Source organism: Comamonadaceae bacterium OTU4NAUVB1, from assembly GCA_024372625.1.
In the GTDB taxonomy this organism is placed as follows: Bacteria; Pseudomonadota; Gammaproteobacteria; order Burkholderiales; family Burkholderiaceae_C; genus Variovorax.
On record CP099605.1, the window covers coordinates 799,931 to 812,337 of the forward strand.

The window sequence follows — 12,407 nt, forward strand, 5'->3', positions numbered from 1 at the left end:
CGCCCGCCGCCGTCGCGTAGTCCATTCGGCTGACCCCCCGCCCTCAGTTGCGACCCACCGGACTGTCGGTGTCTGTCCGACGGGCTGTCAGTCGGATTGCATGCCCTCGATGAGGAAGCGCACCTTTCGCACGCCCTGCCATTCGTCGGCGTCGAGCCGGAACGCCAGGGTCGCGCGCGAGGGCAGCGGCTCGGTGTGGCCGAACCAGATGCCGTCGACCGGACGGCCCCGGTGGCGCAGCTTGACCGCCAGGTGCTTCTCGCCCACCAGCCGCTGCGAGATCACCTCCACCTCGTCGCTGAAGGTCGGTGGCGCGAAGCCCTGGCCCCAGACCTCGCGGTGCAGGGTGTCGACCAGGTCCACGCGCATGTACTCGGGGGCGATCGGTCCGTCGGTGTCGAGGCGGCGCGTGAGCGTCGCGGCGTCGAGCCACTCGCGCGCGACCTGGGCCAGCGCGCGCTCGAACGTCTCGAACTGCTCGCGTGCGACGGTGCAGCCCGCGGCCATCGCATGCCCGCCGAAGCGCAGCAGCACGCCCGGATGGCGCTTGGCGACGAGGTCGAGCGCGTCGCGCAGGTGGAAGCCCGGGATCGACCGGCCCGAGCCCTTGATCTCGTGCGACTTGCCCGGCGCCGCGCTGGCGGCGAACACGAAGGTCGGCCGGTGGAAGCGTTCCTTGATGCGCGAGGCCACGATGCCGACCACGCCTTCGTGGAAGGTGGGATCGAACACGCTGATCGCCGCGGGCATGCCGGCATGGAGGTCGGGTCCAGCGCCGCCCGGGGAGACGACGGCATCGCCTTCGCCGTCCTGGCCGGGCGTGGCGAACAGCGACTCGGCCAGCAGCAGCGCCTGCTCGCGCATGCCGCCCTCGATGGTGCGCCGCTCGCGGTTGATGCCGTCGAGCAGCCGCGCAAGTTCGTCGGCGCGCGCCGGGTCGTCGGTCAGCAGGCATTCGATGCCCAGCGTCATGTCGGCGAGCCGCCCGGCGGCGTTGATGCGCGGACCGAGCGCGAAGCCGAAGTCGAAGGTGGTGGCGGCGCTGGCCTGGCGTCCGGCCGCCCGGAACAGCGCCGAGAGCCCGACGGGCAGGGCGCCGGCACGGATGCGGCGCAGCCCCTGCGCGACCAGCCGACGGTTGTTGACGTCGAGCTTCACCACGTCGGCGACCGTGCCCAGCGCCACCAGCGGCAGCAGCACGTCGAGCTTGGGCTGGCTGGCCGTGTCGAAGACACCGCGTGCGCGCAGTTCGGAGCGCAGCGCCAGCAGCACGTAGAACATGACGCCGACGCCCGCGATGCTCTTGCTCGGGAAGTCGCACCCAGGCTGGTTCGGGTTGACCAGCACGTCGGCCTCGGGCAGCACTGCCGCGGGGAGGTGGTGATCGGTCACCAGGACCTGCAGGCCGCGCGCGCGGGCGGCGGCCACGCCCTCGACGCTGGCGATGCCGTTGTCGACCGTGACCAGCACGTCGGCGCCACCGTCGGCCACGCGCTCGGAGATCGGCGGGGTCAGCCCGTAGCCGTCGATCACGCGGTCGGGCACGAGGTAGGTGACGTGCCGCGCGCCGAGCAGGCGCAGCCCGCGCACCGCGACGGCGCAGGCGGTGGCGCCGTCGCAGTCGTAGTCGGCCACCACGCACAGGCGCAGGTCGGCGGCGATGGCGTCGGCCAGCAGCACGGCGGCCGCGCCGGTGCCGCGCAGCGCGGCGGGCGGCAGCAGGCGCGCCAGGCCGTCGTCGAGCTCGTCCTTGCCCGAGACGCCGCGCGCCGCGTAGAGGCGCGCGAGCAGGGGGTGCACGCCGGCCTGTTCCAGCGCCCACACGCTGCGCGGGGGAGCGTCGCGCTCGACGATCTTCACGTCACAGGTCCTGCAGCACGGCGGCGGCCTGCGGCCGGCGCAGCAGCCCGCGCAGGAAGCTGCCCGCGCCACGGCGCTGCGGCACGAAGCGCCGCGCGGCGCGATCGCCGCACAGCGTGAGCGCGACGGCCGCGCCGCGCGCCTCCTCCGCGCGCAGCGCGGCGATCGGCCCGGCGTCCAGCGCCTGCCAGCTCGCCGCCCAGCCGGCGGCGTCGTCGGCCAGCGCGCTGGCGCGCAGGGCGTCGAGCACCGTCGGCGCGGGCACTTCGGTCACCAGCGCCGACTTGGGCAGGGCGCCGGTGCCGCTGAGCCAGAACGCATTGACCGACCGCGCACCGCGCAATGCACGCGCGTCGTTCAGGGGCTGCGTGTAGAGCAGCATCTGCATCTCGTTCTGCAGCTTGCGCACCGGGCGCAGCGCGTCCGACAGCGGCGCCCACTCGGAGATCGGCCGGTTGGCGACGCGGTCGAGCGAGGCGGTGGGCAGGCTGCGGAAGAGTTCGCCGCGCGCCAGCCATCGGCCCGGCACGGCCGAGCCGCGCAGCGCGATGCCCTCGCTCTGGAACAGCGGCCGCGCCGCCTCCAGGAGCGCCAGCGATTCCGCCTCGTCGATGCCGATGTCCGACGGGTCCTCCAGCAGCACCTCGTCGATCGCCACCTCCCAGTGGCACAGCGTGAGCAGGCCCCAGGGCTCGGCGGCGTCGGCGCGCGTCAGGCCGCCGCGGTGCGCCTCGCTGGCGGCCCACGGGATGAGGCCGTCGTGGGCCGCGATGCCCATCGTGCGGGCCAGGGCGCGCTCGTGCGGTGGCGACAGCGTGGTGGCGGCCTGCGCGTCGTCGTCGGCCAGGGACAGACGACCGAGCAGGGCGTCCAGGTTGGGCAGCCGCAGGCCGGCGAGCGCGGCGAGGCACGCCGGCGAGGAGCGCCCGGCGAACGGAATCAGGAGGTGTCGGGAGGGGGAGGGTTCGGCCATCCGGGCATTGTCGTTGCGCGGCCGGGGCCGATGGGCGCGGTGCCACAATTCGGCCCCTATGCCCCTTCCCTACGAACTGCAGCTCGGCTGGCGCTACACGCGTGCGGGCCGGGCCACGCGGCGCAACGGCTTCATCTCCTTCATCTCGGGCGTCTCGATGCTCGGCATCGGCCTGGGCGTGGCCGCGCTCATCATCGTCCTGAGCGTCATGAACGGCTTCCAGAAGGAGGTGCGCGACCGCATGCTGGGCGTGGTCTCGCACATCGAGATCTTCTCGCGCGACGGCCAGGCGCTGGGCGAGCTCGACCCCATCATGGCGGGTGCCCGCCGCAATCCGGAGGTGGTCGGCGTCGCGCCCTTCATCGCCACCCAGGCCCTGATCGCGCGCGGCGAGGACATGAAGGGCACGCTGGTGCGCGGCATCGACCCGGTGCTGGAGCCGCAGGTCACCGATTTCGCCACCACCGCGCAGCAGGGCGTGCTCGCCAGGCTGGTGCCGGGCGAGTTCGGCATCGTTCTGGGCGGCGAGCTGGCGCGCTCGCTGTTCGTGCGCACCGGCGACCAGGTCACGCTGGTTGCGCCGGGCGGGCAGGTCACGCCGGCGGGCGTGGTGCCGCGCCTGAAGCAGTTCACGGTGGTGGGCACCTTCGATTCGGGTCACTACGAGTACGACTCGGCCCTCGCCATGGTGCACGTGCAGGACGCCGCGCGCGTCTTCCGCCTCGACGGACCGAGCGGCATCCGCATCAAGCTCAAGGACCTCAACCGTGCCCGCGCGGTGGCCGACGAACTGGCCACGACGCTGCCGGGCGCCTTTCTCATCCGCGACTGGACGCGGCAGAACAAGACGTGGTTCGCGGCCGTGCAGGTCGAGAAACGCATGATGTTCATCATCCTGACGCTGATCGTCGCGGTGGCGGCCTTCAACCTGGTCTCGACGCTGGTCATGACCGTGACCGACAAGCGCGCCGACATCGCCATCCTGCGCACGCTGGGCGCCAGTCCGCGCAGCATCATGGGCATCTTCGTCGTGCAGGGCGCGATGGTGGGCGTCATCGGCACCCTCGGCGGGCTGCTGCTGGGCCTGGGCATCGCCACCAACATCGACGTCATCGTGCCGGCACTGGAGCGCCTGTTCCAGGCCAATTTTCTGCCCAAGGACATCTACCTCATCAGCCGCATGCCGAGCGATCCGCAGCGCTCGGACATCATGCCCATCACCCTGATCTCGCTCGCGCTGGCCTTCGCCGCCACGCTCTATCCGAGCTGGCGCGCCAGCCGCGTCAACCCGGCGGAGGCGCTGCGCTATGAGTGAGTCGGCCCCCACCCCCGGCGCCGATGGCGTCCCGGCCAAGGTCGTGCTGCAAGTGCGCGGCCTGACCAAGCGCTTCAACGAGGGCCGCATCGACCTCACGGTGCTCCACGGCGTGGACCTCGACGTGCGCGCGGGCGAGACGCTGGCCATCGTCGGCTCGTCGGGCTCGGGCAAGAGCACGCTGCTGCACCTGATGGGCGGCCTCGACGCGCCCAGCGCCGGCAGCGTCGAGCTGCACGGGCGCAACATCGCGCACGCCGACGCGGCCGAGCAGGGCCGGCTGCGCAATCGGCACCTGGGCTTCGTCTACCAGTTCCACCACCTGCTGCCCGAGTTCAGCGCCCTCGACAACGTCGCGATGCCGCTGAAGATCCGCCGCGCGCCGCCGGCCGAGGCCGAGGACGCGGCCACCCGCATGCTCACGTCCGTCGGCCTGGGCGAGCGCCTGCATCACCGGCCGGCGGAGCTGTCGGGCGGCGAGCGCCAGCGCGTGGCCATCGCGCGCGCGCTGGTGACCCGGCCCGACTGCGTGCTCGCCGACGAGCCGACCGGCAACCTCGACCGCAAGACCGCCGACGGCGTCTTCGCGCTGATGATCGACCTGGCGCGCCGGCACGGCACCGCGTTCGTCATGGTGACGCACGACGAGATGCTGGCGCGACGCTGCGACCGGGTGCTGCGGCTGGTGACGGGGCGGCTGGCGGACGGGGGCGTTCCGGCGGCGTGACCGCAACGGTGATGCGGCCGGTCGCCGCGTCGCCATGAGCCCCATACGGTTTCGCGCATCCGCTCCGGCACGCCTTGCGCTAGGCTCGTCGCACGATGAAAAAAGCCTATCGCGCCTCCCTCCTGCGCTTCGACGGCGACGGCCGCGCCCTGTACGACACCGACGGCCTGCTGGTCGTCGCGCCCGACGCGCAGGGCCGCTGGCGCGTGGTCGACGCCGGCGACCATGCCAGCGTCGCGCCGCGTCACGCCGACGCCCATGTCACGCACTGGCCGGGTCGCATCCTGGCGCCCGGCTTCGTCGACATGCACATCCACTTCCCGCAGACCGACATCATCGGCGCGCCCTCGGAGGGGTTGCTGCCCTGGCTGGAGAACTACACCTTCCCGGCCGAGAGCCGCTTCGCCGACCCGGTGCACGCGGCCGAGGTGGCCGAGGTGTTCCTCGACGAGCTGCTGCGCAACGGCGTCACCACGGCGCTGACCTTCGCGACCTCGCACGTGGCCTCGGTCGATGCCTTCTTCGCCGCCGCGCAGCGCCGTGGCCTGCGCATGATCAGCGGCAAGGTGCTGCAGGACCGCCACTCGCCCGACGGCGTGCGCGACGAGACCGCGCAGAGCCTGGCCGACACCGAATCGCTGATCCGCCGCTGGCACGACGTCGACCGCCTGGGCTACGCCATCACGCCGCGGTTCGCGCCCACCAGCACCGAGGCGCAGCTCGAAGGCGCCGGCGAACTGGCGGCGAAGTACCCGGACACCTGGATCCACTCCCACGTCGCCGAGAACAAGGACGAGGTGAAGTGGGCGCGCGAGCTGTTCCCGCACGCGCGCTCCTACCTCGACGTCTACCGCGGCTTCGGCCTGATGCGCGAGCGCGCGGTGTACGCCCACTGCATCCACTTCGACGACGACGATCGCCGCCTGATGCGGGAGACGAAGACCGCCGCCGCCGTCAGCCCGACGAGCAACCTGTTCCTGGGCAGCGGCTTCTTCGACGTCGAGGGCGCCGACCGCGTCGGCATGCGCTACGGGCTGGCCAGCGACGTCGGGGGCGGCACCAGCTTCAGTCCGTTCACGACCATGATGGCGGCGTACTACGTCGGCCGCGAAGGGCAGACCAAGCCCGGCGTGAGCATCGCCCCGTCGCAGCTGTGGTGGCGCCACACCGGCGGCGCGGCGCGGGCGCTGGGACTCGACGGCGTCATCGGCAACCTGCAGCCCGGCTGCGAGGCCGACTTCGTCGTCATCGACCCCGGAGCCACGCCGCTGCTCGCGCGCAAGACCGCGCTGGCGCAGAACCTGGAGGAGCTGCTGTTCTCCATGATCGTGCTGGGCGACGACCGACTGATCGAGCGCACCGTGATCTCGCAGGCCGGCTGAGTCCCGATCACGGGCCGGACGGCCGGGTGCTCATGTGACAATCCCCGCCCCAGCGAACGCGGTGGACTTCCTTCGTGAAACACCGCGGAACCGGCTTTGCCGGGCCGCTGGTGTTGCCCCTGGTGGGGGGTTGGCGAAGCGGCACGCAGTGCGCGCAGACTGGGGGCGAGATGAGCATCAAGAGCGACAAGTGGATCCGGCGCATGGCCGAGCAGACCGGCATGATCGAGCCCTTCGAGCCCGGCCAGGTCCGTGAGCGGGACGGCGGCAAGATCATCAGCTACGGCACGTCGAGCTACGGCTACGACATCCGCTGCGCCCCGGAATTCAAGGTCTTCACGAACATCCACAGCACGGTGGTGGATCCCAAGAACTTCGACGAGAAGAGCTTCGTCGATTTCCACGGCGACAGCTGCATCATCCCGCCCAACAGCTTCGCGCTGGCGCGCACCGTCGAGTACTTCCGCATCCCGCGCAACGTGCTGACCATCTGCCTGGGCAAGAGCACCTACGCGCGCTGCGGCATCATCGTCAACGTGACCCCGTTCGAGCCCGAGTGGGAGGGCTACGTGACCCTGGAGTTCAGCAACACGACCCCGCTGCCGGCGAAGATCTACGCCGGCGAGGGCTGCGCCCAGGTGCTGTTCTTCGAGAGCGACAAGGACGATGTCTGCGAGGTCAGCTACAAGGACCGTGGCGGCAAGTACCAGGGTCAGCGCGGCGTCACGCTGCCGCGCGCCTGAGCGCGGCGACGCGCGGGCGCGGCGCGCGCAGTCGCCCGTCTCCTACAAGCGTTGACGCCGGTGCAAGCCGCCGGCGCCCCCGTTCTGGCGCATCATCGTGCGCCGCGCTCCCGACGAGCGCGAAGGAGGAACGGACATGAAGTGGGAAGGCAACGAGCAGTCTGACAACGTCGAGGATCGCCGCGGCAGCGGGGGCGGCGGATTCCCGATCGGCGGGCGCAGCGTGGGCATCGGGACCGTGGCGGTGGCGCTCGTCGCCGGCTGGGTGTTCGGCATCAACCCGCTGACCGTCCTCGGGCTCTTGAGCGGCGGCGGCGAGCAGGCGCAGGTCCAGCAGCAGGGTCCGGCACAGAAACCGCCACCCGAGGACCGCGAGGCGGCCTTCGTCTCGACCGTGCTGAAGAACACCGAAGTGGTGTGGAGCGACATCTTCCGGCAGAACGGCGGCAGCTACCAGGCGCCCCGGCTGGTGCTGTTCCGGGGCGTCACGCCCACGGCGTGCGGCACCGGCGAATCGGCGATGGGTCCGTTCTACTGTCCGGGCGACAAGAAGGTCTACATCGACCTGGGTTTCTACGACACCCTGAAGAACCAGCTCGGCGCGCCGGGCGAATTCGCGCAGGCCTACGTGATCGCGCACGAGGTCGGCCACCATGTGCAGGACGAGCTCGGCATCACCGCCAAGGTCGACGCCGCGCGTGGCCGCATGAGCCAGACCCAGAACAACGCGATGAGCGTGCGCGTCGAACTGCAGGCCGACTGCTTCGCCGGCGTGTGGGCGCACCATTCGCAGCAATCCAAGCAGTGGCTCGACCCGGGCGACATCGAGGCGGCCATGAACGCCGCGCGCAAGATCGGCGACGACGCCCTGCAGCGCTCGGCCGGCCGGGCCGTCGTGCCCGACAGCTTCACGCACGGCTCCAGCGCCCAGCGCCAGCGCTGGTTCGGCAACGGCTATCAGAGCGGCGACATCAAATCCTGCGACACGTTCTCCACGCAAAGTCTCTGAAACAGCGTTGCGATGAGGGTCGGCATCGACGGATGCCACAATAGAGGGCTTCATGACAAGCTCTTTTTCCAATCTCTCGCTGGCCGAACCGCTGGCGCGCGCCGTGGCCGAAATGGGCTACGAAACCATGACACCGATCCAGGAGCAGGCCATTCCGGTCGTGCTGTCGGGACAGGACGTGATGGGCGCGGCGCAGACCGGCACCGGCAAGACGGCGGCGTTCTCGCTGCCCCTGCTCCAGCGGATGCTCAAGCACGAGAACGCCTCGATGTCGCCCGCGCGCCATCCCGTGCGTGCCCTGGTGCTGCTGCCCACGCGCGAGCTGGCCGACCAGGTCGCCCAGCAGGTCAAGCTCTACGCCAAGTACACGAACCTGCGCAGCGCCGTGGTGTTCGGCGGCATGGACATGAAGCCGCAGACGCTGGAGCTGAAGAAGGGCGTCGAGGTGCTGGTCGCCACGCCCGGCCGGCTGCTCGACCACATCGAGGCCAAGAACGCGGTGCTCAACCAGGTCGAGTACGTCGTGCTCGACGAGGCCGACCGCATGCTCGACATCGGCTTCCTGCCCGACCTGCAGCGCATCCTGAGCTACCTTCCCCAGCAGCGCACGACGCTGTTGTTCTCGGCCACGTTCTCGCCCGAGATCAAGCGCCTGGCCGGCAGCTACCTGCAGAACCCCGTCACCATCGAGGTCGCGCGCCCCAACGAGACGGCCTCGACCGTCGAGCAGCGCTTCTTCAGCGTCGGTGACGACGACAAGCGCCGCGCGCTCAAGCAGATCGTGCGTCAGCGCGGCATCACCCAGGCCTTCGTCTTCGTCAACAGCAAGCTCGGCTGCGCGCGGCTGGCTCGCTCGCTGGAGCGCGAAGGCATGAAGACCACCGCCCTGCACGGCGACAAGAGCCAGGACGAGCGCCTGAAGGCCCTCGACGCCTTCAAGAAGGGCGAGGTCGACCTGCTGGTGTGCACCGACGTCGCCGCGCGCGGCCTGGACATCAAGGACGTACCGGCGGTCTTCAACTTCGACATCCCGTTCAACGCCGAGGACTATGTGCACCGCATCGGTCGCACCGGCCGCGCCGGTGCGTCGGGCCTGGCGGTGAGCTTCGCGAGCGGCGGCAACGACGCGCGCCTGGTGGCCGACATCGAGAAGCTGATCAAGAAGCCGATCGAACTCGAGGCGATGGAGTTCGAGGAGGACCGTCCGCGCGGTCGCATCAACGACGGACGCCGTCACTGGCGCGAGGAGGGCGAGACCGGCGACGTGCGCGACGCGCTCGACACGCTGACCGAGGTACCGCCTCCGCGCGAGCGTGGCGGCAACGGCAACGGCAACGGCAACGGCAACGGCAACGGCGTTTCGCGCGCCGGCGGCGTGCGGTCCGCGCGCGGCGCCTCGGCGTCGCGCGACCCGTTCTTCGAGCAGCCCTACGAGACCCCGCAGCGCGAGGCCGAGCCCGCCTGGGAAGCCTCGGCGAAGACCGCGCCGGCCGCGCGCGGCATTTCCGCCAACATCAAGCCGCGCCGCAAGGTCGCCGCGCTGTTCAAGGCCGCGGCGCCCCGGGCCGTCGAACCCCAGGCCGCCGACGAGCCGCGCGCCGCCGAATCGGACCGCCAGCCGAACTGAGCACGGGGCCGGCCGCGATCGGGCGCCCCGGGGGCGGGCCCGCCCGGTGCGATGCCTCAGGCGCCCGGCACCTGGGCCTGTTCGCAGGTCACTTCGATGTGCTCGCGCTGGTCGAGCGTGGCGCCGATGCGCGCGGCGCCGAGGCAGCCGCCCCAGACGCAGCCGGTGTCGGTGGCCATCAGGTCCGGCCGCGAGATCCAGCCCAGCGTCGACCAGTGACCGAAGGCGACGGTCGCGGCCGCCGTGCGGCGGCCCGGCACGTCGAACCAGGGCATGAAGCCGGGCGGTGGCGCGTCGGCGCTGTCCTTGGTGTCGAAATCCATGCGCCCGTCGGCCGTGCAGAAGCGCAGCCGCGTGAGGCCGTTGACGATGGCCCGCAGGCGCGCGGCGCCAGTGAGCCCATCGTGCCAGTGATCGGGCTCGTTGCCGTACATGACGCGCACGAACTCGCCCAGGTCGGGCCCGCGCAGCACCGCCTCGACCTCCGCCGCCAGCGCCAGCGCGTGCTCGACGCTCCATTGCGGCAGCACGCCCGCGTGCACCATCAGCAGGTCGCGTCCGCCGATGGCCTGGTGCAGGGCCATGCGCTGGTGGCGCAGCCAGTCGAGCAGCGCCGCGCGGTCGGGGGCGTCGAGGATGTCGTCGATGGTGTCCTTGCGGCCGGCGCGGCGCGCGCCGTGGGCCACGCCCAGCAGGTGCAGGTCGTGGTTGCCCAGCAGGCTGCGCGCCGAGGCGCCCAGGCGCTGGACGCGGCGCAGCACCGCGGCCGAGGCCGGACCCCGGTTGACGAGGTCGCCCAGCAGCACCAGGGTGTCGCGGCTCGCGGAGAAGTCGATGCGGTCGAGGAGGCGGCCCAGGGCGTCGTCGCAGCCCTGCACGTCGCCGATCAAGTAAAGTGCCATGTTCCCATTCTCTCCCCCGTACATGGATGTCTTTCTGCTGGCGTTGCTGACGACGCTCAACGCGTTGTTCGCCATGTCCGAAATGGCCCTGTCCACCAGCCGGCGCGCACGGCTCGCCGCCCTGGCCGAGACCGGTGACACCGGCGCCGCCGCGGCGCTGCGGCTGATGGAGGACCCGACGCAGTTCCTCTCCACCGTGCAGATCGGCATCACGTCCATCGGCATGCTCAGCGGCATCGTGGGCGAGGCGGCGTTCGCGACGCCGCTGGCCGTGTGGATGGAACAGAGCGCCGGCCTGGGAGCCGGCACCGCCAGCGTGGCGTCCACGGCCGTGGTGGTGACCTGCATCACCTTCTTCACAATCATCTTCGGCGAGCTGGTGCCCAAGCGCATCGGCCAGCTCTACCCCGAGCCGGTGGCGCGCTTCGTCTCGCGGCCGATGCGCGGGCTGGCCACCGGCGCCAAGCCCTTCGTGCTGCTGCTCTCGGGCGCCACCGCCGCGATCCTCAAGCTGCTGCGCATCGATGCCAACGCGGCCCGCACGGTGACCGAGGAGGAAATCTCCGCCAGCCTGGAGGAGGGCGTGGACGCCGGCGTCATCGAGATGCACGAGCACCAGATGGTGCGCAACGTGTTCCATCTCGACGACCGGCGGCTGAGCTCGCTGATGGTGCCGCGCGCCGACATCGAATGGCTCGATGCCGCCGGCACGGTGGCCCAGAGCCTGCAGACGGTGGCCGACGCCGGCGCGCTGGACCTGGTCCATTCCTGGTATCCGGTGTGCCGCGGATCGCTCGACGACGTGGTCGGCGTGATCAGCGTCGCGCACCTGCTGCGCCTGGGGCCGCAGCACGTGGGCACCATCGAGACCGTCGCCGAGCCGGCGTTCTTCGTGCCCGAGACGCTGACCGGCATGGAACTGCTCGAGCAGTTCCGCACCCGCGCCGGTCGACTCGTCTTCGTGGTCGACGAATACGGCGTCGTGCAGGGCCTGATGGCGCCGCGCGACCTGCTCGAGGCCATCACCGGCGAACTCCAGCCCCATGCCGTCGCCGACGCCTGGGCGCGCGAGCGCGAGGACGGCGCCTGGGAGCTCGACGGCCTGATGCCGGTGTCCGAGCTGCGCGCCCGCCTGGCCATCCGCGAACTGCCGGAAGAGGAGCGCGGGCGCTACAACACGCTGGCGGGCCTGCTGATGTCGGTCTCCGGCGAGCTGCCCGTGGTGGGCGAGCGCGTCGAATGCGCCGGCTGGACCTTCGAGGTCATGGCGCTCGACGGTCGGCGCATCGACCGGGTGCTGGCGCAGCCCGGCGCCGACCACGGACACGCCACCCGCACGTCGACGGCGAGCTGAGCCACACCGCGCCGCACCGCACAGCGCCGCGCCGCGCCACGTGCACGGTGTCCCGTCGCATCGCGGGGGAATTCCCGGACGATCCGATAATAGAATGCGAATCTTTCTCATTAACTTGATCAATGATGATTCGCACGATCCAGCGGTCACGCCGCCGTGCCGCGTTGCCGGCCGTCCTCGCCCTGCGTTCGTTCCAGGCTACGGCGCACGTCGGTGGCGCGACCCTGCCGGAGGTGCGGATCGACGCCTCGCCGGAGCGCGAGCGCGCGGTCTCGCCGATCGTCGGCGACGGGGCGAAGCGCGCGGTCAGCGCCACCAGGGCCGACACGCCGCTGGCCGAGACGCCCCCGTCGGTGAGCGTCGTGACGCGTGACCAGAGGGTCCGCACCGAGCCCTGCACCCTGGAGCGCCTCGTGGTGCAGCACGGCCCGGCGGGCATGCTGTCCAGCGCCCGCCGCAACGTGGTGGCCAGCGCGAACTACCGCTTCTGACCTTTTCCGCGACGCACACCCCAC

Annotated in this window: 10 protein-coding genes and 1 pseudogene; 8 read left to right on the top strand and 3 right to left on the bottom strand. The window is 71.4% G+C overall.

From position 1 onward, the window contains the following. Positions 1-87: 87 nt before the first annotated feature. Together recJ and NF681_07150 are read right to left on the bottom strand one after the other, a co-directional pair. The gene (gene recJ, locus NF681_07145) at positions 88-1,860 is read right to left on the bottom strand and encodes a single-stranded-DNA-specific exonuclease RecJ (GenBank protein ID UST54958.1); all 1,773 of its coding nucleotides are present in this window, start codon (positions 1,858-1,860) and stop codon (positions 88-90) included. A gap of 1 nt (position 1,861) precedes the next feature. Further along, positions 1,862-2,833, bottom strand: coding sequence for a hypothetical protein (locus NF681_07150; protein ID UST54959.1), 972 nt, complete (start codon positions 2,831-2,833; stop codon positions 1,862-1,864). A 58-nt stretch (positions 2,834-2,891) separates the two neighbouring features. On the opposite strand from NF681_07150, the gene NF681_07155 reads away from it, so the two are divergent. The 6 genes from NF681_07155 to NF681_07180 all read left to right on the top strand — a co-directional run bounded on the left by NF681_07155 (position 2,892) and on the right by NF681_07180 (position 9,636). Next, the gene (locus NF681_07155) at positions 2,892-4,148 is read left to right on the top strand and encodes a lipoprotein-releasing ABC transporter permease subunit (protein ID UST54960.1); all 1,257 of its coding nucleotides are present in this window, start codon (positions 2,892-2,894) and stop codon (positions 4,146-4,148) included. After that, positions 4,141-4,875 (top strand): lipoprotein-releasing ABC transporter ATP-binding protein LolD, encoded by a 735-nt coding sequence (lolD, locus tag NF681_07160; GenBank protein UST54961.1) that lies wholly within the window; start codon positions 4,141-4,143, stop codon positions 4,873-4,875. The genes NF681_07155 and lolD overlap by 8 nt, the downstream gene beginning before the upstream one ends. 95 nt (positions 4,876-4,970) lie before the next feature. Then, the gene (guaD, locus tag NF681_07165) at positions 4,971-6,257 is read left to right on the top strand and encodes a guanine deaminase (GenBank protein ID UST54962.1); all 1,287 of its coding nucleotides are present in this window, start codon (positions 4,971-4,973) and stop codon (positions 6,255-6,257) included. A gap of 170 nt (positions 6,258-6,427) precedes the next feature. Further along, the gene (gene dcd / locus NF681_07170; protein ID UST54963.1) at positions 6,428-7,000 is read left to right on the top strand and encodes a dCTP deaminase; all 573 of its coding nucleotides are present in this window, start codon (positions 6,428-6,430) and stop codon (positions 6,998-7,000) included. A 136-nt stretch (positions 7,001-7,136) separates the two neighbouring features. Then, positions 7,137-8,009 carry a neutral zinc metallopeptidase gene (locus tag NF681_07175; protein UST54964.1) on the top strand — a complete coding sequence of 291 codons (873 nt, stop codon included), beginning with the start codon at positions 7,137-7,139 and terminating at the stop codon, positions 8,007-8,009. A 52-nt stretch (positions 8,010-8,061) separates the two neighbouring features. Continuing rightward, positions 8,062-9,636, top strand: a complete 1,575-nt coding sequence (locus NF681_07180; GenBank protein ID UST54965.1) for a DEAD/DEAH box helicase — start codon at positions 8,062-8,064, stop codon at positions 9,634-9,636. A gap of 56 nt (positions 9,637-9,692) precedes the next feature. On the opposite strand, the gene NF681_07185 is transcribed toward NF681_07180, so the two are convergent. Next, the gene (locus NF681_07185; GenBank protein UST54966.1) at positions 9,693-10,538 is read right to left on the bottom strand and encodes a symmetrical bis(5'-nucleosyl)-tetraphosphatase; all 846 of its coding nucleotides are present in this window, start codon (positions 10,536-10,538) and stop codon (positions 9,693-9,695) included. Between the two features lie 22 nt (positions 10,539-10,560). Here NF681_07185 and NF681_07190 point away from each other — a divergent pair, with 22 nt between their 5' ends. Continuing rightward, a complete protein-coding gene (locus NF681_07190; protein UST54967.1) occupies positions 10,561-11,892 on the top strand; it encodes a hemolysin family protein in 1,332 nt (443 codons plus the stop codon). Between the two features lie 164 nt (positions 11,893-12,056). Next, positions 12,057-12,335, top strand: a pseudogene (locus NF681_07195) (hypothetical protein). Positions 12,336-12,407 lie beyond the last annotated feature (72 nt).

Bases quoted from the DNA above. Each gene is read 5' to 3' on its own strand.
- NF681_07150 (UST54959.1), bottom strand. From the start codon at position 2,833: ATGGCCGAACCCTCCCCCTCCCGACACCTCCTGATTCCGTTCGCCGGG.
- NF681_07155 (UST54960.1), top strand. From the start codon at position 2,892: ATGCCCCTTCCCTACGAACTGCAGCTCGGCTGGCGCTACACGCGTGCG.
- lolD (UST54961.1), top strand. From the start codon at position 4,141: ATGAGTGAGTCGGCCCCCACCCCCGGCGCCGATGGCGTCCCGGCCAAG.
- guaD (UST54962.1), top strand. From the start codon at position 4,971: ATGAAAAAAGCCTATCGCGCCTCCCTCCTGCGCTTCGACGGCGACGGC.
- dcd (UST54963.1), top strand. From the start codon at position 6,428: ATGAGCATCAAGAGCGACAAGTGGATCCGGCGCATGGCCGAGCAGACC.
- NF681_07175 (UST54964.1), top strand. From the start codon at position 7,137: ATGAAGTGGGAAGGCAACGAGCAGTCTGACAACGTCGAGGATCGCCGC.
- NF681_07180 (UST54965.1), top strand. From the start codon at position 8,062: ATGACAAGCTCTTTTTCCAATCTCTCGCTGGCCGAACCGCTGGCGCGC.
- NF681_07185 (UST54966.1), bottom strand. From the start codon at position 10,538: ATGGCACTTTACTTGATCGGCGACGTGCAGGGCTGCGACGACGCCCTG.
- NF681_07190 (UST54967.1), top strand. From the start codon at position 10,561: ATGGATGTCTTTCTGCTGGCGTTGCTGACGACGCTCAACGCGTTGTTC.